This window comes from Fredinandcohnia onubensis (genome assembly GCF_002734285.1).
Classification (GTDB): domain Bacteria; phylum Bacillota; class Bacilli; order Bacillales; family Bacillaceae_L; genus Ferdinandcohnia; species Ferdinandcohnia onubensis_A.
Genome location: NZ_NSEA01000021.1, coordinates 66,288 through 88,108, shown reverse-complemented (window position 1 = coordinate 88,108; position 21,821 = coordinate 66,288). Strand labels below are relative to the sequence as shown.

Genomic DNA, 21,821 nt, shown 5'->3' with positions numbered 1-21,821 from the left:
AAATAAAACAACTGCCTAAAAAAAGGCGCCTTAATCCTTTTTGGATCAACGCACCTGTTAGTTTAACAAATTAAGTTTTTTTACACGGTAGTAGTCTTTAATAGATTCGATTCTCCTTGCCAAAACAATAAAAATCGATTGTACGTTTAAATCGGCTGTCTATCTGTTTTGAGCTTCCATGAGTTCATATATTTTACGAGCAGTGTTGACATTTCTTACAGTTACTTGCTTGTATATCTTTGTTCCAATGATTTTTGACATGCCACTTTTGTTTGCATTTTTCTTTTCAATGGACCATAGAATCGCTCCTGGGACATATTTCACCGTGTCAATCGTTGGTTTCATGACCAAATTCTCAAGTACAGTTTCGTCATCAATTTCATCCCATAAAAACATGACATCACTTTTCATGTCTTTGTCATTTTTCCATGTGTCAGGAATTGCTTGAATGATTCCTCTGACATCATCGATACTTCGAACGACTACTTTAATTCGTAATCCGAAATCATCATGGATGGCTTCTTCCAAAATACGTGATAGCTCTGTTTTTGATTGGTCATTAGATGAAAAAATAATATTACCTGTATTGATGTAGGTCACCACATCCTTCATCCCGACTCGTTCAAAGGTTTGTTTAAGCACCTTCATGTCAATTTTATTGTTTCCCCCCACATTAATTCCACGAAGAAGTGCGATATAAACCATAACAATCTTCCTTTCGACTTTTTACTAATTCATTCTGTTTCTATTTTCTTTACTATTTCTCTAAGCTTTTCCAAGTTTTAACTAGCCAATCTTCAAAAACGATTTTTTCTTCGAATTGTGGATAATGTGCAGATTTTTCAAAGACGATAAAGTCCTTAAAAGGAGCATTTACGTTATCAAAATATGCTTTTGCTGATTTCGTAGATGTCATATAATCATATTTTCCCATAACAAAATACATAGGGATATCTAGACTATTAACAACTGCTGTAATATCATTCTCCTTTTCTTCAGCAAGTAATATCCCTTGCGTGGCTGAGATCCCTTTTATATAACGAATAACATCTAGTAAATTGTATTCGGGATTCGTTAGAAATCCGATGTAATAATCCATATTATCGTTAATTAACCGCGATGCCCCTCCATACTTCCGAACGATATCTCTTGGGGTATGTGCTTCCCCTTTTTTAATAGAATCTTCAAGAAGCTTGAGTTTATCTACATCCTTATGATTTCCAGCTTTATTTGCTTCACTCATTGTATAGTTGAAACTATCTACTTCGCTATTTATATAATTTGAAACTTGACCAATCCCGATATAAGCAGCATATTTATCAGGAGCTTTATCTACAGCCTTCATCCCTATATAGGTACCGAAAGAATGACCAATCAATAGAACCTTTTCTTGAGAAAATTCATCTTTTACAAAGTCTGTTAAAGCCAATAGATCTTCAACATGTTGATCCGAGGAAATAGTAGAATAATCCTCAAAGAATCGATATGATTTTCCACTCCCTCTTTGGTCATAATGAACAATCGTAAAATGCTCTTCGAGTAAATCTTGATACTTTCTCACATAAGGAATTTCAGAGCACCCCGGTCCACCGTGTACGAAAATGATAATTGGATTGTTTCGGTCTACACCTCTTATCATTACTTCAAGTTCTGTTCCGTTTATTTCTATGCTCTCTAATATAGCAATGCTGTTTTCCCCCTCTATCTTAGGTGTCCAAGTAGGAAACAATAGAAGTAGAAGAATGATCAGAGTTATCGATATAAAAAAAGTGGTTACTTTTCTTTTTCTTTTCACCTAGAAAACTCCCTATCTATTTTTGGCCTTAGGTAATCAACAAAACCTGCATCATAAGTCTATTCACCGTTTCTTCACTTTTTCCCAAAAGTAAACCCATCGAACAATCGACCCCCAAAGGGTTGCAAGACAGTATCAACTAATTCGATCACTTGATTTTTCTGACCATCCTTATAAAACATATCAAAAGCTTCTACAAAATGAGTGGCGAACTCTGAATCATAGTTTCTTAATGAACGAATGACCCATTTTGATGCACCAATCCATTGACGGTTTGTTCTCAGAACGAATTCGCTTATTAATTCCGCAAGTGTATTGGCTATAAATAGCTCTTCTGCTCTATCCGAACAACCTATAAAATCATCTAGTGCATCGGTTATAAAATATCGCTTTGTATTTATCGTCTCTTCTGACCATTCTTCTGGACCTTTATTTAATAGATCATTAGCCTCTTTTTTTATAGAATCCATTATTCCAGCATCTTTTATGACGATTCCTTCTGAAACCATCCTTGGCATTGAGGGTCTCGCTCTTATATAATCCATTTCAAAAAAGTGTTGATAAGAAGTTAAGCTATGTACAAACACCTCAATAGCCCAGCCATTGTCTATTAAAGATTCTCTGAACGATGAACTCAGGTTTTTATCGAAAATAACAATATCAAGGTCAGATGTTTCTGTTGCCTCTCCTCTAACCACACTCCCTGCTAATAAGGCTCCTTGACAATTCGGAAAATGCTTATTGATAAATTTATGTGCCGCATCTATATGGGTTAACTTATTCAAATTCCCCATTGGTTCACCTCTATTTAAGTTACTTACTATTTGTTCTACATGAAGGAGAAAAATACCTTTAGAGATTCCATTCTCGTTCAACTAACTTGCAACGTTAATCAAAAAACAGCAACCAAAAAAGCGATAATCCTTCTTAGATCATCGCACCGGTATGCTTAAATGAAATTTTCACAAACGTTACTAAATTACGTTAACCTACTCCATTTGTTCAATAATAATGACAACCCTCTATTTCTCCCATAGCTCAATCAATCTACCTTCAGGATCTTTAATCCAAATAAACGTACCATAATCACTTGCCTCTTTATCCTTTTCAAGAGGGACACCCATTTGTTCAAGATGCTTAATAGACTCGTCTATATTATCGACTTGGAAATTTAACATCACTTGCTGTTCTGTTGGAAAGTAAAGGTCATCCTCAGTAAAAAAAGAAAAAATCGTTTCATTTCCTGATTGGGGTTTTATAATTGTCCCATTCCAACCTTCAAAATCTAAATTCAAGACCTCACTGTACCATTTTTTGATTGCATCTACATCTTTAGTTCTCCAAAAGATTCCCCCGAAACCCTTTATCATCATATAAACTATCTCCCTTCTTTAAACTCCTTCGTTTGCTTATTAACTTCAACATAATGGTGCATTAATCCTTCTCGGAACAGCGAACCACTTCTTGTCAGTACCTAAAAAACCCGTTAACAACAAGGGTTAACGGGTTTACTGATTTAATTTTTTTCTTATTGCGTCTTTGCAATCCAATATTAAACAAGTTATGTGCTTAGGCTTAAGTTTCGGCTATGGGTATAGACACTTTTGGATTTGCCTCTCCTATTTGTGTGGACAAAGTGTGAAATAATTTTAGCTATCGGCCATAATCACGAATTATTAGCCATAAATTTTATTTATTAGCCGTATTTTTGGATTATCAGCCATATTTTTACATTATCAGCCATAAATCGCTACGATGACATGTTTTTCAGGAATCACTCTTTCATTTCCGCTTAGCATCTAAAACAGAGGAATCCTTTGGCAGACGGACCTTAATTAATTCGGCAAAATATTCCGCTCCAGTGGTTAGGATTTTATCATTAAAGTCATAGCGTGAATTATGAAGTGGAATATTGCCGATTCCGTCTGAATCATCACCATTCCCAATAAAGACAAAACAACCAGGTACCTTTTCTAAAAATGCTCCGAAGTCTTCAGAAGCCATCCACGGTTGACAATTTCCATCCACATTCTTTTCGCCAACGACATTTTTGGCTACTTGAACTGCAATCTCAACACATTCTTCCCAGTTCACGGTTGGTGCGAATTCGTGCGTATATTCAAATTGACACTCCGCTCCATTTATTTTGCAAATTCCCTCACTAATCGTTCTCATTCGTTCCTCTAGTAACTCTTGTACCTCTGGAGTATAACTTCTCGTATCCCCTTTAATCACTACATTTGTTGGTATGGCATTGCGTATCCCATCTGTGATAAATTCAGTACACGAAATGACAGCCGGAACATTTGGATTCATATTACGGGATATAATCGTTTGCAAAGCAAGAACAATTTCAGATGCAATAACAATGGGATCTTTCCCCACATGAGGACTTGATGCATGTGAGCCTTGACCCTTAATATGGATCACAAAATTATCCTCACATGCCATAATTCCTCCTGCTCGAGTTGAGATGGAACCCGCTGGCATTCCTGGCATATTATGCATGCCATAAATCTCATCTACTGGAAACCGATCGAATAGTCCATCCTTCATCATGGCAAAAGCACCTTTACCTGTTTCTTCTGCAGGTTGAAAAATTAATCGAACGGTCCCATTAAAATTTTTGCGCTCCGTTAATAGCTTTGCTGCCCCCAATACTGTAGCCATATGTCCATCATGACCACACGCATGCATTTTACCTGGATTCTGTGAGGCGTATGGATGTACTCCCACTTCTGTTAGATTAATAGCATCTATGTCTGATCGAATCCCAATGATTCCTTTCCCATCACCCACTGTCAGATTAGCTACGATTCCAGTACCACCAATATTTCTGTGAACCTCTAATCCCATATCTGTTAGGACTTTAGCTAAAAAATCAGAAGTATTTCTTTCTTCAAATGCACTTTCTGGATGCGAATGAAGATAGTGCCTCCACTCCATAAGCTGTTTTTCAAAATCCTCGCTTTTCATCGTAATCGCACTCCTTTTATAAATCTATTAGACAGATGGATAGGCCCCGTCCCATACAACTTTTCGATAATTATCGGGATCCGTGTCACCTTCAGTGCTGATAATAAGAATTTTCGAATCTTGATTAAGGTTCAATGCATTTTTCAGGTCAATAAGCCTACTATTTTCAACTACTAAACTTACTAATCCTATACCAACTGCTGCACCAGATTCTCCGGATACAATACGAGGGTCAAAGCCTAATGGGTTGGCAAGAATTCGCATACCTCGTGATGCCGCATAGTCTGGGCAAGAAACAAAAACTTGAGCATAATCTTTTAAAATATCCCAAGAAGTTTTACTTGGTTCTCCACATGCTAAACCTGCCATAATCGTATCCAATGCACCCGTTACGGCATGTGGCTTCCCGTCGCCAACTCTCATAGATTGGTATAAACAATCCGCTTTATCTGGCTCTACGATAATTGTCATTGGACGTTCTTCTCCAAATTTCTCGACTAGATATCCGAGCATACTGCCTGCAAAAGAACCTACTCCAGCTTGTAAAAATACATGTGTCGGTCGATCATCAACTTCAGTAATCTGCTCCAATGCTTCATCTATGATTGTGAGATAACCCTGCATAATCCAAGCAGGAATCTCTTCATATCCATCCCAGGCCGTATCCTGTACCAAAACCCAGCCATTTTCTTTAGCCCTTTGGCTTGCCAACCTAACCGTATCATCATAGTTTAAATCTGTGATTGAAGCCTCTGCTCCTTCTTTGCGAATATTCGTTAATCTGATTTCCGAAGAGCCTTTTGGCATATATACAACAGATTTTTGACCTAGCTGGTTTGCAGCCCATGCAATCCCTCTTCCATGATTTCCATCTGTAGCTGTAACAAAAGTAATATCGCCCAATTTCTCTTTTACGTCTTTACTTCTTAATTGTTCAAAAGATAGTTCTGAAATATCGACGTTTAATCGTTCTGCTAGATATTTACCAACAGCGTAGGAACCACCCAATACTTTAAAAGCATTCAGTCCAAATCGATATGATTCATCTTTAACCCAAATATTGCGAACTCCAAATTGTTTAGATAACTCAGCTAAGCTGTGAAGTGGCGTTACTTTATATTCTGGAAAGCTTTTATGAAAATTTCTAACCTTTTCAACTACTTCCCTGTTCATAAATGCTGCAGATGCTTTCTCTGAATCTGTCTTTCTTGTATTGTCATTTAAAAAATATTGAATTTCTGTTTTTAGATCTGTTAAATTGGCCATTTTTAATCTCCTTTTATCTTGTTAGTTGCAAGTTTACATACTACGTCAAGTAATACATTGGCTCCCGCTGCCAAGTCTGTATCTTTTGTATATTCATTTGGATTGTGACTAATACCATCAACACTTGGTACGAAAATCATAGCAGCAGGACAAACACTGGCCATCATTTGAGCATCGTGCCCCGCTCCAGATGTCATTCGTTTTGCTTGGAGTCCGCGTCCTATCGAAGCCTCCTCAATCAGTTTAACAATTGTTTCATCGAAAATAACTGGCTGAAAACGAACTAGTTGTTCAGATGTAATGGATACTTCTTCAGATGCTGCTAGTTCTTTAAGATAATTTGCAAGTGCTTGCTCTTCCGCCTCCAGTCTATGTTTGTTCGGATCACGTAAATCAACAGTGAATGTCGCAAGTGATGGAATAACGTTCACAGCATTGGGCTTAAATTCAATGGTTCCAACAGTGGCAACCGTTTGCCCATTAGAAGCGTCCGCACGCTCACGTAGATAGGTTATTACTCGTGCTGCCGCAAGCCCTGCATCACGTCGCATATTTGTTGGTGTAGTACCCGCGTGATTTGCCACACCTTCAATCGTAATTCGCTGCCAAGATATGCCTTGAAGATTCTCAACCGCACCAATTGGAATACCCATTTTATCCAGAATTGGACCTTGTTCAACATGTAGCTCTATGTATGTGTGCGGCTTCAAAAAGCCAGGTTCCTCTGCACCGGCATATCCAATACGTTCAAGCTCCTCTCCCAAAAGGGTGCCATCCGTACCTACCGATTTAAGCGCATCATCAATTGACAGCCCACCAGAATAGACAAGGGATCCCATCATATCAGGTTGATAGCGCACTCCCTCCTCATTGGTAAATGCTGCGACTGCAATTGGACGGGCCGGAACAAAACCATTCTCCTGTAACGTTTTTATGACTTCAAGTCCTGATAGGACTCCATAACATCCGTCGTACATACCCACATTAATAACGGTGTCGATGTGCGACCCTAGCAAAATCGGTGCTTCATCCCTATTTTCTGAACCACACCAAATTCCAAAGATATTACCGATTCTGTCGATTTTAATTTCCAATCCTGCTTCCTTCATCCAATTCACTAATTGATCACGTCCAGCCTTATCTGCATCTGAAGCAGCTAGTCTTGTTCGTCTGTTATCATTATCCAGACCAATTTGGCTAAGTTCTTGAAGTTGGTTAAGCAGGCGTTCCGTGTTGATTGACAGATTTATGTTCGTAATCATGTTCATTTCCCCTTTCAATATGTTTAGTAGAATAAAAGTAATCAGTTGATTTTTGGCTAATCACATTTAAAGATGTAAGTATAATGTTATAATAATTAAAAAATTACTAGAAAAATACCATTATTGGATAAAAAAATATAACTATATTGAGGTGTTCGGTATGCAAGTGAAAAACTTCATGATTGATGAAAGTTTAAAAGAACTAACCAAACATCATACAGTCGTTATGCCAATTGCATGTTATCAAACGACCATTACTCAAAATATACATGGCTATATTCCACTACATTGGCATGATGAAATTCAATTTGTGTTGATTGTAAAAGGAGAGGCAAACTTTCAAATTAATGAAGAGTTGATCGTCGTTCGAGAAGGTGATGGACTGTTTATAAATAGCGGATGCCTGCACATGGCAGAGGATAAAAATCAGTCGGGTTGTGTCTATATTTGCTTAAATGTTTCTCCTTCTTTTGTTTTATCACAAGAACTCTATACGACATATGTAAAACCTTATATTCAAGCGACTAATTTACATTACTTATACGTAAGTGCAAGTAAGCAATGGGGGAAGAACATTTTAGATGCCATTTTAAAAATCTATCAGAGTATTGAGCAAAAGACCCCATACTATGAAATCGATATTACCACGCAACTAGCATTCATTTGGAAAAACCTAATTGATAGCGGTTTTAGTCTAGAATATGTTCAGACAGAAATCGTAAAGAGTCAAAGAATGAAGCAAATGTTAAGTTGGATTCATCAGCATTATGTAGAAAAAATGTTGTTAGAGGATATTGCAAGAGCTGGTCAGCTGAGCCGTTCTGAATGCTGCCGATTTTTCAAGCGATATTTAAAATGTACCCCCTTAAATTATGTGATCGATTATCGTATTCATAAAAGCTTATATCTCCTCCATCAAGGTGATTCTACGATTACCGAAGTGGCTTACCAAGTTGGTTTTAATAGTACAAGTTATTTCATTACGAAATTCAGAGAAGCGATGAACATGACGCCTTTAGCGTATAAAAATAAAACAAAGTAAGACGGTATGTCTATTAAACTCTTTTTAGAAAATTTAACCCACCTGCAAAAATAATCCTTACTTCCTGCTTCGAAGTAAGGATTATAGTGAAGTTAGCCCTCAAGTAATTGCATATAATATAAAATTTCACCATTCTCCGTTTCTACTATTATAATTCCAGTATCCCCGTCATTCGAATCATACAGGGTTGTTCCCTTAGGTAACTTGGTTGCTGAGAAATTAGTAAAGAACAGCGAAAAATTTGTTACTTTTTTGATTTCCCCAATTTCTTTTCCTTTTTGAAATTTACTCTTATCTTTCTTAAACCACTCAAGATCAGTGATATTATTGTACATAAAACCATTATATTTTAGGACATCCGCATCATGATTCTGTTTTAGAACATCTCTAGAAGTCACTTTACCACCATCCGCACTACAACTAACAAGCAAAATGCAAGACACAAACGTAAATAAGAAAAATATAACTGATTTACTCATGACCTCTCCCTTTTTTATGTAGACGGAAATGGTCCATCAAAAGTTACCTCTTCAATTAACCTATTGGCTTATGCCCCCTTATTTACTTTTTAAATTGATTTTTTAAGTATATCATTTACCCAAATAATTCCCTCGTTGACAAATGCTTCTGTAGGATTTGTATGTGGTGTATGTTCAAATATAAAATACACACCCGAACTTTTCGACAGCTTATAAATTAAATCCTCTACCTTAAAATGTGTATTGTCAGTTTCATGTGATGGGTGAACAGGTACCCATATGTATTTATTATTATGAAACTCTACATTATGTAAATGAACGACCTTTATATGCTTTCTCCACTTCTCTATATAATCTAACACCTTATCACCAGTCGCTAGTAAGTAATCCCCTATATCTATGCAAAGTTTGATTCCATATTTGTCCCAAACCTCAATCGGAAAATGATCAAGGGCTTTTATTCCAAACGCTGATCTATTAAAACCTAGTTTCGGTTCACAAACAATAGGTATCGAATATCTTTCCTGAAGAATATGTAATCTTTTTAATCCATTTTCGATCATTTCAGTCGTATCTTTGTCTGTTTCTTCTTTAAAATAAGGGAAGTGAACTAAAATATATTCAGCCTCTAATTGGGACATATATTTAACGTCAGATTCAAACTGTTTCCAAGCCTGTTCCGGTTCATAATGAACTTTTTCCAGCAAATCATATTTACTTTGATTTCTATACAAAGGGGAGTGTAGACCAAATGTAACATTATTCTTATGTAAAAGTTCCAAGAAATGATGAAAAGACTCTTCGCTCGGAAACTCACCAATCTCAATATGCCTTACGTTCTCATTCGTAAATAACATAGGGAATTTTTCGGTTTCTGTCATTATTACACTTCCAGAAAATCCTATACAGTTATTCATTTTTTACTGTTCTCTCCTCCGTAGTTAATGCATATTTAATTTTGTTTTAGAATCTTTTGATACTTACTATGTCCATCGGTTATACCAACTAGTTCAAAGTCATTGTTCTTATAAAAGTTATTTAGTTTACTATTATCCGCAACACAGTCTAACTTAAGATATTTTTTATCGTTTACACTGTCTTGTATCCAAGTCAATATACTTTTCCCTACACCTTTCTTCATATAATTAGGTATAATTGCAATTCTATGTAGATAAAGAGATTCTGTAGAATTATCACTTCCCCAGATATGCCTATCCCATTCGCTTTGTTTAGATAATAGTGTGAAGGTAGCCACTAATTCCTTATTTTTCAATACAATGTATGTTTCTTGATCATGAATACCTTGTTTAATCTCTTCATCTTCACCACCATCTAATAAATACCTCCATTGGTTTATTTCGTTCTCTTTCATCCATTGAGCTATCTGCTTTAACATTTTAATAATTTCACTACTTTCGTCATTTGTAGCAATTTTTATTGTAAAACCTTCAACGTTATCCAATCTCATTGTTACCTCCGTTTAAATTACTTTTTTATTCCTTATAAAACCAACAAACTTGCCCGTCTTTTTAGTAGATTTTTGAATTGTACTTTTTACACATGAATTGGTAAATAAATCTGTACTTCTTCTTCACCTTCCCCCATAGGGTGATATGTCTCGATAATATAGGAATTGAGGTCTCTTTGATAACCTTGTTCTGCTGCCCAATTTAATAAATTCAAATGAAGTTCTCCCAATTTTGAGATATTCGCTCGTGTAGTTATGTAATGATTAGTTGTCTCTATATAATCCATTCTTGTTGGTACGGCATTTGATTTCTCACTCACAACTAACCCTACATAATAATGGCCTATCTTATGATCTTCATCCTTTTTAGGCTCAAATAATGCGATTTCTGTCTCCGTTCGATTTTGAATTTCGTTTGATCGACTCAATAGTTTTTTTGCAAGTAAGGGTACTTCATTACCATAGTTAGCAAACTCCCCTCTACCTTTTAATCCAACAAGCTTAAACTCTTTCTTAACCACCATAAACGACATCTTAGCCCCTCCTATCCCAAATTAATTTCCAATTTGTTCTAATTTTACTTATTCAATAAAAACTCGTTACTTCCTGCATTGAAGTAACGAGTTCATACTGATTTATGAAACTGTTATTCAATGAAACTGTGCTAACTAATGAAAGTGATGGTGGTCCAGGTGGCTCGAAAGCTTACTACTTTCCTGTTATTAGGAGGTTCGTGATACTCCAGACGCTTTGGAATAACGTCACTTTCCTGTTATTAGGAGGTTCGTGATACTCCAGACGCTTTGGAATAACGTCACTTTCCTGTTTTTAGTAGGTTGATGATACTCCAGATGCTTTGGAATAACATCACTTCCTCTTTTTAGGAGGTTGGTGGTACTCCAGATGCGTTGGAATAACATCACTTTCCTGTTTCTAGGAGGTTGATGATACTCCAGGTGCTTTGGAACAACGTCACTTTCCTGTTTTTAGGAGGTTGATGATACTCCAGCTGCTTTGGAGTAACGTCGATTTCCTGTTTTTAGGAGGTTGATGATACTCCAGGCGTTTTATTAAGCAATCTCACATCCATTTCCTAATCACAAAAAAAAATCACAGGTCTCACTCACCTGTGATTTTTCTCTAATCTAATCAAATTATAAGTCAGAAATCATTCCACCATCTACTACAAATTGAGCTCCTGTTGAGTAGCTGGAATCATCCGATGCAAGGTATACAACTAAATTAGATACTTCCACTACTTCTGCTCTTCGTCTTAATGGAATATCTTGTTCTAGTTGCTTTAGATATTCTTCTACATCTGGTTGATCCGCCATAGGTGTTTTGATAATTCCTGGATGTACAGAATTTACACGGATGTTATATTGGCCAAGCTCAGCAGCTGCACCTTTTGTCATACCTGTTACAGCATGTTTAGAAGCACTATATGCAATAGCCGTTGGTGCACTAACTAAACCATCGACAGATGAAATATTAACAATGGAACCTACGCCTGCTTTTTTCATTGAAGGTAAAACTTTTTGCATTCCTAAAAATACACCAAGCTCGTCTACTTTAAATGTTAATTCAAAGTCTTTTACAGTTAGTTCTTCTAATGTTTTGAAGATACCAATACCTGCGTTGTTTACTAACACGTTGATTGGACCAAATGATTCTTCTGTTTTTGCGACAACTTCAATCCAATTCTCTTCACTTGCCACATCTAGTTTAAGAGCAATTGCGTTTTCCCCTAATTCATCGGCAAGTTTTTGAGCACCCTCCAAGTTAAGGTCAGTAATTGCTACTTTTGCTCCTTCTTCCACGAATTTACGAGCATGCATAGCACCCATACCTTGTGCTGCACCTGTAATGATTGCAACTTTACCATCTAATTTAGCCATTATGTACCACTCCATTTTCATAATATATTAAAAATCAACTTTTCTTTCCAAGTCACATCTATAATTTGATGACGAACTTTTTTTACTCTTATTAATTTTTATCAAGTATTGAGCCTGTCCAAAATGTATTTTTACGTATTAAGGACAGACCCTGAATTTCAAATTTGCTTTTTAACAGTTTTTAATATCTCAATCCGTGCCCCAGTTTATAAACATTGCCGTCACTGTCTTTATACGCATAAGTCATTCCGGCTGGCATGTATTTGTCTTTGTCATACCCTGGTACGTCATTAGGAGATACACAATCGCCATTTTGGTAAACAGCAATGACTTCTTCACTAGCCGGTAAGGTTAATGGTAAGACACCTGATGGCTTGTGGTTCCCTGCAATCACTTCAAGTTGTGCATTGTAGAATGTATCGTATCCTGCAACTAATGCGTCTGCCATTGGTTCAACATTCCCTAAAATCCAAGGAAGGATAATATTGACACTCATCACAACTTTACCACCGCGGCCATGCACACTGTCCACTACTTCTTTTAGATGGTCTAAGCCACTTAAAGTAGTCTCTTGATACAATGTACCATCGATCGCTGAGTTTACTTTATCCTCACAAATATCAAGCTCAAGTAAGCCTGGTGTTGCATTAAAGTATGAACCCGATTTTGGTTGTAGGAACAGAATCGCTGTATCAGCTTCCTCATGGTTGTCTGTTAACGTAAAGAGGCCGAGTTCTTTCGCTTCATTTCTTGCTTTTTCCGTAAAAGAAGTCGCTCTTTCTTGTTCCTTATGGAAAACTTCAATGTACACTTTTTTGCCATCCAGCTTGTCCGCTGTAAGTGGCAAGGTTTCATTTGTATTTTTCAATACTGTCACTGACTTTTTATGTGCTTCGTATGCAGCATCCCAATGTGCCTTTGTGCTAACAACCTCAGTTGCATTTGCTGGGTCATTGTATGTGCGGTCATCAAATAGACCTAAAGCGAACATTTCTGTTAACAGACGTACATTTGACTCATTGATTCGTTTTTCACTGATCCAGCCTTTACTAATCGCTAATTTCAGATTTTCAATATCATTCGTATCCGCAATCAAATCGGTACCCGCATTGATCGCTTTTGCAAAGCGTTCACCTTCACTGCTCTTTTCCATTCCCCAGCTCATGTTATTAATAATGCCGCTATCACTGTTCACATAGCCCTTAAATCCAAGCTTTCCACGAAGGATATGGTCGATGAAATAACGATTAAACGTAAATCCAACCTCTTCGAATGGGATTTCTTCCCCTTCAAACTCCTGAACCACACTCTTCTTGATACTTGGAATTGAGTAGTACGGCATGATAGATGATGTTCCATGTTCTGCAGCTGCTCTAAATGGTGGTAGATGGTATTTTTCTAAGCTGCCCGGAGTTGGGTATAGATTCCATTTTCCTTCCTCATAGTGAGGGTCAAAGCCATTTTCTCTCGCTCCCCCACCAGGGAAATGCTTCGTTGTCATCGCAATACTATCTTTTCCTAATGTTTCTCCTTGGAACTCGTCAAGGATACGACCGATTACATCGGCGATAAACTCTGGATCTTCTCCAAACGTTCCATACGTACGCTGCCATCTTGGATCTGTCACCACATCTGCCATATACATATAGCCTTTTCTTAAGCCAGTGGCATTCCACTCTTTTCGGGCAATACTCGCAAATTCACTAATTAAAGAAGCATCGCCACCATTTTGGATATCGCCCTTTGCGGCTGCCGCCAACCCTAATGTTCCTGGCCAAGTAGAGAATATTCCGATTGCATCGTTCATACCGAATACGGCTTCACCATTCTCATTTCTCGAGTTCGACGCAACAAGTACAGGAATCCCTAAGCGTGTTCCTTCCGCTACTTCATTCATCGCATTAACCCATTCCGCCATTTCAGCTGGAGTAAAGTTATCTCTTAAAATGAAGTGTCGTAGATGTCGGTTTGCAATCGTATGAGTCGTTCCGTATACCTTGCTTGTAGCGAAAATCGTTTCTCCTCTTTCGATAATACTTTCATCTAGAACACCGTCATGGCTTGTCTTGCTTTTATCTTCCTGTGCAAGTCCCATTTTCCTGGAATTGATCAGCATCATACCGATTTTTTCATCGACATTCATCAAGGAAACAAGATTTTCTGCACGTTCTTTCGGACTTAAACGCCAATCTTCATAAGGGTCCAGCTTGCCATTATTATTTAAATCTTTAAATTTCAAACCTTCATGTTCAATCAGTTTCTTCGTTCTTACTTGTAATTCTGGTTGCTTTTGCATGTAACTTCCTCCTCATAGGGTTCATTAAGTTTCAACCATCGGTTTTTGCTATGCATCAAGTCTCATAACTTCATCATCATTTGCCTCAACCTTACCCGATTTCGTTGGTTTCACTTCTACATACTCTTCTGTATTGGTAATCACGATTGGTGTTTTCAGATCATATCCAGCTGCTTTAATTTTTTCGATGTCAAATTCAATAAGGATGTCGCCTTTTTTCACTTCATCCCACTGTTTTACATGGGAAGTGAAATATTTGCCTTTCAACTGAACCGTATTTTCACCAATATAGATTAAAATCTCAGCCCCACCATTCGATGTAATTCCAATCGCGTGTTTACTTGCGAATAATGTGGTTACGACTCCATCCACTGGAGAAATAATGGCCCCTTTTGTTGGTTCTATGGCAATCCCTTTTCCTACAACTTCTGTTGAAAAAAGTGGATCTGCTAATTGATTTAATGGAACGATTTTACCCGTTAATGGACTTGCAATGATTTCTTTTTTTACATTTTTTAACCCAAATACTTTATTTGTCTTTTCAACAACTGCTAGGTCATGCTTGCCTTCATATCCAAATACCATCGTTAGCATCATTGCGATTAATAAGGAAGCGAAAACACCTATTGCGAAAATTCCGATTGGTGAAAATACAGGAATCGACAAGAAACTCGGGAGTGCAAATGCGGTTGCTGATACTCCTAGTGCTCCGTTGATTGCTCCACCAACAGCTCCAGCGATCCCAACGTATAACATAGTTCGTTTATAACGGACGAGAATACCATATGTGATAATTTCGGTTGTTCCTGCTAAGGCACTTGGTAGAAGCCCTGACCCAGCAAGTGTTTTCAATTTTTTATCTTTCGTTTTAAAGAAAACGCCAAGCCCCATACCGATTTGGGCAAATGGTGCCGCGGCTGCCATCGCGATAATTGGATCAAGTCCCGTTGCACCAAGATTAGCAATGGCGATTGGAATAACTGCCCAATGAAGACCTAATATCGTAAGGAAAGACCATGCCGCTCCTAAAACAGCTCCAGTAACTAATCCACTTTGACTACTTAAAAACTGAATAATGAATGCTAAGCCTTGACCCACATACGTCCCAAATGGACCAAAGATAAGGATTGTCAATGGTACGATAATCAGTAAAGAAATCATCGGATTGATAAACATCTGTAATTCTTTATAAATCACTTTTTTCAAAAACTTATCTAAAAACGCATAAATCGATGCTGCGATTAAAATCGGAAACACGGTCGATGAATAACTTGCCAATAAAACCGGAATTCCTAAGAATGAAACATCCTGAGCCTGTGAAGTGACTAAACTCACATAATTTGGTTCTAATAATGCTGCCCCAATTGCTGCTCCTACAAATCCATTGGCTCCAAGTTTGTTTGCCATGGTAAAACCGAGAAAGATAGGAAAAAAGTAAAAAACAGCATGTCCAGCAGCAGAAAGAATCGCGTAGGTACCGCTTTCAGCGGAAACCCAACCTAATGACTTTAAGATGGACAATAAAGCTGAGATTAAGCCAGATCCGGCAAGAACTCCTAAAATGGGTGCAAAACTTCCACTAATTGCGCCTAATAGTTTATTTACGACTGTTTCCTTTTTCTCTACAGTAGTATCATTGTTTTTCAAGGTCATGTCCTCCTAGTTGTGATTTCTTTGCTGAATACTATTTCAAATTCATCATAGAGGAATAAAAAGACATAAGTTCAGACTAACTAAACATGATTTATAATACCTCTATTAAAATCTCCCAAAGACAGGGCTTTCATTTACAAAAAAATTCTGCCTAGATAAGGCTTTCATTTCCTCTAAGACTTCTTTTTTCTTAGATTATAGTGATATAATAACAAGGAATTACATGAAATAAATTGTTATTTTTGCTGATAATATTGTATATCTTGCTATTGTAAAAGGAGCATATTATGAAAGAATCGACATTTATGCCAGTTTTAAATGAGAATTTTGAGGTTTATTATTGGAGTAATAAATATAAATCCCATGATTGGGGCAGAAAGCCTGACAAATCTTTAGAAAATTATTCTGATATCGAGCCTTTATTCCGCTTGCATAGTCATGACGCAATGGAAATTCTCGTATTTTTAGGGGGTGAATGTGAATTTTTTTGTGAGGGGCAAATTTACTCACTTACCAAAGGGGATGTTGTCATCATTCCCCCGTATGCTGTACATAAAGCAGAAGTAAGTGATTTTGACAATTATGAAAGAATCGTATCGACCATCAGCAAATCGTTATTGGCTGATTTCTTATCGATTTCTCCCTTCATGAGTGATAGCATCATCCATCATAAAACGCAGGGTTCTTATGTTGTCCATCTCCACTCTAAAAATTTGAAGGAAATCCTCTCGCTATTCCAAGAAATCAGTAATCGTATAAAAGGGAATATTGCCCCTTATTCATTTGCATCCCATTATTTATTATTTCGCGCGATGGATATTATCTTAAACCCTGCTAGTAGTGAGCCCATGAGTAGTCTAAACAGTGAGGCAGATCAACGTCTACATGCCATTATCAAATACATTGAAGAACATTTGACAGATTCAGAAATGAATTTAGACAACGTCTCAAGTCATTTTCATTTAAACAAGTATTATTTTTCTCATTATTTTAAAGAAAACATGAAAGTACCCTTTTATCGTTATGTATTATTGAAACGACTTGCTACGGCCGTTGCCTTGATCAAACAAAATCAGCTCTCAATCGAAGAAATTGCCACCAAATGCGGTTTTCAAGACTACTCTAGCTTTTATCGACTTTTTAAAAAGGAATATAATGTATCCCCAAAAAACTTACAAAAGGAGTTTAGGAAGTAGTCGTAATCCACTTGTTTAGTGAAAAGCAAAACGCTCAGAAATCTGAGCGTTTTTGTATAGAGACTTAATTTTAAGAAATATTATCGATAATTACATGAAAAATACAAAGCTTGGCATGATAATAATGCATTTGAAATGGAGGTGGAAATGATGACAAAGCGTGTTAATAAAGGCAGTCAAAATCAAAATTCACCGAGAAACGGCGGGAAATTAGAAACAGAGTTTGGCCAAGATATGGCTAGCGGTGATAATAATAAAGGTACTGAATATAACTCCAATCGTGGAAGTAAATCTAAACTAAAAAACCCAAATAATCATTAATTTTACAGGAACCTCCTTGGTTCCTTTTTTAATCCTTCTTAGACTTTTACCTCCGGAGACTTATGATAAAAATAGCCCTTCTTAGGTAAAAACATGTCTATGCTTTCATATGTAACCTATCCACCAACTGGTACAACGATATAAAAAAGTCCTCATGCTTATTTGCAAAAGGACGCTACATGTATTTTTATAAATGATTCTTTTTCCTAATTAATTCATCTCGATCGTAAGCCATTGGGGGCTGTTCTAACCACCCTTTTTTTATCATGATATTAGCTCCATCCTCAGCATACATCTGAACTTCTAAGGAAAGCCGGTTATACATGGTACTAAGATCACCTCTAGGGCTTTGACTTACAGCTGTACCGTAATACCCTACACTCAAAGTAATTAACCCAGATGTGAAAAACATCATAAGTTTATCAGAAAATGTATGAGCTGTACTATTTGTTATTTCAGAATCCCACCCCATGGGTGCAGGAAGTTTACTTTCCTCTAACTTACTTCTAAATAATTTAATATGCTTATTCCCAATTTCTAATCCTTTTAGGAAGAATTGTTTTACGTCCTTATTCTGTGCAACCTGACTAAATCCAGTAAGTGTCGCGACTCCCAAAGCGTTTCTTTGGAGATTTGAGAATAAATTAGCTACTTCGGCAGCGGTTAATGGTCTTTTCTCACCAACTACATCTAACATAAACCATTGCTTTTTCACGAATTCAACTTTCTCCAAATTAGGCAAGCTTGGGGGCCTTACAAACAATCCTTTTGACAATAATAAATCAGTTGATTTTTTATATAACTGCATGGTTTCACTAAGGCATTCCATGTAATAGTTTTTAATGTCATCTCTAACAGAAGCTGACACACTAGCAGCATAGGATGTAAGTCCAACCTTAGACATTTGGTTTATAAAATTTAGTACAAAACTGTCTGAATAAAGCCTAGGAGCGGTTACGTCCACATCTTCTTTTAGACTAAAACCACTTGGAACCACATTTTTTTCCTCTGTTAAAATGGCGGTGATTTTTTTTATATGTGATTGAGATAACTCTAAAGCAAATTTAATGATTGGCTTAATCTCATCATCTTCAGCTTTTTCTAAAAAATACGAAAGGACACACACACTTGCGCTATCATTTAAGTATTGCATCCAAAGTTGAGCAATCTCGCCTGCTGTTAGCCTGATCTGGCTTTCCTTTCCTTCCATACGTAACCTCCAAAAAAGTTATACTAAAAAATACCTTGCCCATAAATTACTAATCGTATGTATTCCTTACATAAATAACAAACGTTTGAATTTTGCCTACTAAGTGCACTGCTTCACAAGATTTTATTACATAAAATACTTCTTGAATAATTATTCATGCGATTACAAACATTATTGTAAATAAGTTTGAAAGGAGGGAAACCATGTCTAAAAAATTTCTATTTTCATTTGGTACTTTTCTAATTACCGCAATGCTGTTAGGTATGTCAACTGTCCAAGCAACAGATTTCAGCGATAACGCTGGTAGCGAAGTCACTCATTTTGCACAAAATGGCAATGACACGGCTAACGCTGATAATGACGACGACGATACGGATTGGGGCTGGATTGGATTACTTGGGTTAGCTGGTCTTTTAGGATTAAGAAGAAAAGACAACAACCAAGGAAATAACAGATAATCCATTTCACCTTTGACGCTTAAATTGAGCTATTATTAATATCTAATACAAGAATAGGGTCTCAACAGGGATCCTTTTCTTTATTCTCTCTTTTAGGCTTATCTGGATTGATTTAGCCTTTTTTATTTTGCTCTTTCCTCCTACTTCGATGTTTTCTTTCCACTATCCTGCACCGTTAGCATAAGAAAGTGTATGAATCTATCGGCATATAAAAATATAAAAAAGAATATAGTCTACTAGAATGATGGAGGAGTGATGGCTAATGGCGAAGATGATTATTATGTATGAGGAACCAAAGGATAAGGAAAAGTTTGATCAGCATTATTTAAAAGTTCATGTTCCACTCGGGCGGAAAATACCAAATATCATTAAAGATTCTGTTCATCGTGTAGTGAATTCCCAAGGGAGTGACTTAAACCTCTATCTGGTTACCATACTAGAATTCGAAGACATGGAAAAATTAATGGAGGCCTTTAATAGCCCGGAAGCAAAACAAGCAGAACAAGACGGTGCAAACTTCTTCCACTACCTACACAAACCACCCATTATCACTATCGTAGAATAGGGACGAAGGGACAGGTCCCGCGTCCCAGTCTATTCGTAATCCGACCTTTAAGTACTTTTCTTCTTTTTGATACAAAAAAGAGCCCACAGTGGGAAATCAAATTCCATCTGTGGGCGCAACAAAGATTGTTTTTCGTTCTCAAATCAAGCATGGATCGACTACTAAAAACACATCATTAAATACAAGCTTTGTATTCATCCATAATATTATGAATGATTGTTTGGACGGGAAGGATTTCGTTTATTTCATGCACTCTTGCTCCCGCAAATACAAGACCATTCTCGCAATCGCCCTCCATTGAAGTAATCAATGAATCCATTGTACAAAAGCGATAGGAGCAGTCTTTCAAACAATCAATACACTTTTTGATTTTTACTTTTTTATCATCAGATATGAGTTCAGTAAAATGATTTTTTATTGCACGACCTTCTAATCCCACGGTTGTTTTCACCATAACCGTATCTTCCTTTTTCGCTTGTACATATTTTTCTTTAAACGATAGTGGTGCGTCACATTCGTTACTTGCAACAAATCTTGTTCCCATCTGAACTCCGGAAGCCCCTATTCGGATGGCACGAGCGAGATCATCACCAGTCATAATCCCTCCAGCAGCAATTACGGGAATCTTAACCGCTTCCACCACTTCTGGCAAAATATCGAACAATGGTCTTTCGGTACCCAGGTGCCCACCGGCTTCATTTCCTTCTACAACAACAGCAGAAGCACCAAGACGTTCCGATATTTTTGCTAGCCTTGCTGAAGACACAATGGAAATCACCGGTATTCCAGCTTCTCTGCCCCAACTATACATATCTCTTGAAATGCCAGCCCCTGAAATAATGAAATCAACTTTTTCCTCAATCGCTACTTTCATTTTTTCAGCAAAATCATTCATCGCAAAAAGAACATTAACACCTATATAGCTGCCATCCTGAATGGATTCTCTCGCCTTCCTGATGTGAAATCGCAATTCATCAAAACTAATTCCAGTCCCTGAAATAATTCCGATACCTCCAGCATTTGCCACAGCGGAAGCAAGTCCGCTTAAGGAAATACCTACTCCCATTCCTCCTTGCATGATTGGAACCTTTGGTGCCATATGACCTATTTTTAATTGTGGAAAACTCAAAAGAATACCCCATTTCGTCATTATTGTTATCCTTCACGCTTATTGTAACGACTGGGTTTCAAATGAATAGTTACAAATATAATACCTTGTCCTAAAAGCAGATCATAATTTCATCGTTTTCACAAAATGTTCAAGAATCGTTGCTTACAATAGACCTAGGACTAGTCTTAAACGTCCCTATATTAACTTCACCATGTTATACCAGCTCACTCCACCATGTTTTGATTCGGATAAGCCATGGTTAACAAACCCTAGATTTTCATAGAAAGGAACTAATTCCTGTTTACATGTCAAGGTGATTCCTTCTCTTTCATTTTCTTTTACCAGCTCTTGCATTTTATCTAGTAAACTCCTTGCAACCCCTTGCTTCCTATTCTTTTTGGATACTGCTAATCCCAGAACACTCTGATATCCTCCTCTTTTTGGGTTCGGCTTGATTTCCGTAAAAAGATCATCGGTTATGTACGGTTGATTAATAACAGGTCCATTAATATAACCAAGTATCTCCCCTTCCTTTTCGGCCACAATAAAGCTATCCGCTATCAACTGAATTCTCTCTATAAACGCTTCTTTAGTTGCTGCCTCCTCAACCGAAAAGCCTTCATTTTCAATATGTAGCAACTGATCTAAATCTGATGCCTGAACATTCCTCATAGTAAACATCTTGTCTAATTCCCCTCTAATCCATTGAAGATTCCTACTTTTATATATTTTATAACATTCTTCAAATATTTCCTTAACAACTCAAGTAAACTATATAAATTATTATTTTTTCACTATGTCATCAAGAATCGCTACGTACATATG

General features: G+C 37.0%; 22 protein-coding genes. 5 read left to right on the top strand and 17 right to left on the bottom strand.

Features of this window, described 5'->3' with window-relative positions; all coding sequences use genetic code 11:
• Positions 1-159: 159 nt before the first annotated feature.
• From CKJ95_RS19415 to CKJ95_RS19385, 7 genes are all read right to left on the bottom strand, one after another.
• Entirely contained in the window at positions 160-705 is a 546-nt protein-coding gene (locus CKJ95_RS19415; RefSeq protein WP_099355097.1) for a DUF1697 domain-containing protein, read from the bottom strand.
• A gap of 52 nt (positions 706-757) precedes the next feature.
• Positions 758-1,795, bottom strand: a complete 1,038-nt coding sequence (locus CKJ95_RS19410) for an alpha/beta fold hydrolase (protein WP_142353964.1) — start codon at positions 1,793-1,795, stop codon at positions 758-760.
• A gap of 74 nt (positions 1,796-1,869) precedes the next feature.
• Positions 1,870-2,589 carry a nucleotidyltransferase domain-containing protein gene (locus CKJ95_RS19405; protein ID WP_099355096.1) on the bottom strand — a complete coding sequence of 240 codons (720 nt, stop codon included), beginning with the start codon at positions 2,587-2,589 and terminating at the stop codon, positions 1,870-1,872.
• 228 nt (positions 2,590-2,817) lie between these two features.
• Positions 2,818-3,165, bottom strand: coding sequence for a VOC family protein (locus tag CKJ95_RS19400; RefSeq protein ID WP_099355170.1), 348 nt, complete (start codon positions 3,163-3,165; stop codon positions 2,818-2,820).
• Between the two features lie 412 nt (positions 3,166-3,577).
• Positions 3,578-4,771: a M20 aminoacylase family protein gene (locus tag CKJ95_RS19395; protein WP_099355095.1), complete on the bottom strand. Its 1,194-nt coding sequence runs from the start codon at positions 4,769-4,771 to the stop codon at positions 3,578-3,580.
• A 27-nt stretch (positions 4,772-4,798) separates the two neighbouring features.
• Entirely contained in the window at positions 4,799-6,037 is a 1,239-nt protein-coding gene (gene dpaL, locus CKJ95_RS19390) for a diaminopropionate ammonia-lyase (protein WP_099355094.1), read from the bottom strand.
• Between the two features lie 2 nt (positions 6,038-6,039).
• The gene (locus tag CKJ95_RS19385) at positions 6,040-7,299 is read right to left on the bottom strand and encodes a Zn-dependent hydrolase (protein WP_218962763.1); all 1,260 of its coding nucleotides are present in this window, start codon (positions 7,297-7,299) and stop codon (positions 6,040-6,042) included.
• 160 nt (positions 7,300-7,459) lie between these two features.
• Between CKJ95_RS19385 and CKJ95_RS19380 the strand changes: the two genes are divergently transcribed.
• Positions 7,460-8,341, top strand: a complete 882-nt coding sequence (locus tag CKJ95_RS19380) for an AraC family transcriptional regulator (RefSeq protein ID WP_099355092.1) — start codon at positions 7,460-7,462, stop codon at positions 8,339-8,341.
• A 92-nt stretch (positions 8,342-8,433) separates the two neighbouring features.
• On the opposite strand, the gene CKJ95_RS19375 is transcribed toward CKJ95_RS19380, so the two are convergent.
• The 7 genes from CKJ95_RS19375 to CKJ95_RS19345 all read right to left on the bottom strand — a co-directional run bounded on the left by CKJ95_RS19375 (position 8,434) and on the right by CKJ95_RS19345 (position 16,129).
• Positions 8,434-8,820: a hypothetical protein gene (locus CKJ95_RS19375; protein WP_099355091.1), complete on the bottom strand. Its 387-nt coding sequence runs from the start codon at positions 8,818-8,820 to the stop codon at positions 8,434-8,436.
• 89 nt (positions 8,821-8,909) lie between these two features.
• Positions 8,910-9,701 (bottom strand): sugar phosphate isomerase/epimerase, encoded by a 792-nt coding sequence (locus tag CKJ95_RS19370; protein WP_257215868.1) that lies wholly within the window; start codon positions 9,699-9,701, stop codon positions 8,910-8,912.
• Positions 9,702-9,772: 71 nt separating this feature from the next.
• Positions 9,773-10,288 carry a GNAT family N-acetyltransferase gene (locus CKJ95_RS19365; protein ID WP_257215867.1) on the bottom strand — a complete coding sequence of 172 codons (516 nt, stop codon included), beginning with the start codon at positions 10,286-10,288 and terminating at the stop codon, positions 9,773-9,775.
• 86 nt (positions 10,289-10,374) lie between these two features.
• Positions 10,375-10,821: a GyrI-like domain-containing protein gene (locus CKJ95_RS19360; protein WP_099355089.1), complete on the bottom strand. Its 447-nt coding sequence runs from the start codon at positions 10,819-10,821 to the stop codon at positions 10,375-10,377.
• A 621-nt stretch (positions 10,822-11,442) separates the two neighbouring features.
• Positions 11,443-12,186: an SDR family NAD(P)-dependent oxidoreductase gene (locus CKJ95_RS19355; RefSeq protein WP_099355088.1), complete on the bottom strand. Its 744-nt coding sequence runs from the start codon at positions 12,184-12,186 to the stop codon at positions 11,443-11,445.
• A 181-nt stretch (positions 12,187-12,367) separates the two neighbouring features.
• A complete protein-coding gene (locus CKJ95_RS19350) occupies positions 12,368-14,482 on the bottom strand; it encodes a glycoside hydrolase family 3 protein (protein ID WP_099355087.1) in 2,115 nt (704 codons plus the stop codon).
• 48 nt (positions 14,483-14,530) lie between these two features.
• Positions 14,531-16,129, bottom strand: coding sequence for a glucose PTS transporter subunit IIA (locus CKJ95_RS19345; RefSeq protein ID WP_257215866.1), 1,599 nt, complete (start codon positions 16,127-16,129; stop codon positions 14,531-14,533).
• Between the two features lie 293 nt (positions 16,130-16,422).
• On the opposite strand from CKJ95_RS19345, the gene CKJ95_RS19340 reads away from it, so the two are divergent.
• Both CKJ95_RS19340 and CKJ95_RS23565 read left to right on the top strand, forming a co-directional pair.
• On the top strand, positions 16,423-17,331 hold the full coding sequence (locus CKJ95_RS19340) for an AraC family transcriptional regulator (protein ID WP_099355085.1): 909 nt from the start codon (positions 16,423-16,425) through the stop codon (positions 17,329-17,331).
• 150 nt (positions 17,332-17,481) lie between these two features.
• Positions 17,482-17,652, top strand: coding sequence for a hypothetical protein (locus CKJ95_RS23565; protein ID WP_180271595.1), 171 nt, complete (start codon positions 17,482-17,484; stop codon positions 17,650-17,652).
• Positions 17,653-17,839: 187 nt separating this feature from the next.
• Here the strand turns inward: CKJ95_RS23565 and CKJ95_RS19335 are convergent, their stop codons facing one another.
• The gene (locus CKJ95_RS19335; RefSeq protein ID WP_099355084.1) at positions 17,840-18,862 is read right to left on the bottom strand and encodes a DUF3231 family protein; all 1,023 of its coding nucleotides are present in this window, start codon (positions 18,860-18,862) and stop codon (positions 17,840-17,842) included.
• Positions 18,863-19,065: 203 nt separating this feature from the next.
• Here CKJ95_RS19335 and CKJ95_RS19330 point away from each other — a divergent pair, with 203 nt between their 5' ends.
• Both CKJ95_RS19330 and CKJ95_RS19325 read left to right on the top strand, forming a co-directional pair.
• On the top strand, positions 19,066-19,320 hold the full coding sequence (locus CKJ95_RS19330; protein WP_099355083.1) for a WGxxGxxG family protein: 255 nt from the start codon (positions 19,066-19,068) through the stop codon (positions 19,318-19,320).
• Between the two features lie 262 nt (positions 19,321-19,582).
• A complete protein-coding gene (locus CKJ95_RS19325) occupies positions 19,583-19,885 on the top strand; it encodes an EthD family reductase (RefSeq protein WP_099355082.1) in 303 nt (100 codons plus the stop codon).
• A 175-nt stretch (positions 19,886-20,060) separates the two neighbouring features.
• On the opposite strand, the gene CKJ95_RS19320 is transcribed toward CKJ95_RS19325, so the two are convergent.
• Together CKJ95_RS19320 and CKJ95_RS19315 are read right to left on the bottom strand one after the other, a co-directional pair.
• Positions 20,061-21,035 carry an NAD(P)H-dependent flavin oxidoreductase gene (locus CKJ95_RS19320; RefSeq protein ID WP_180271593.1) on the bottom strand — a complete coding sequence of 325 codons (975 nt, stop codon included), beginning with the start codon at positions 21,033-21,035 and terminating at the stop codon, positions 20,061-20,063.
• A gap of 156 nt (positions 21,036-21,191) precedes the next feature.
• Positions 21,192-21,677, bottom strand: coding sequence for a GNAT family N-acetyltransferase (locus CKJ95_RS19315; RefSeq protein ID WP_099355081.1), 486 nt, complete (start codon positions 21,675-21,677; stop codon positions 21,192-21,194).
• Positions 21,678-21,821 lie beyond the last annotated feature (144 nt).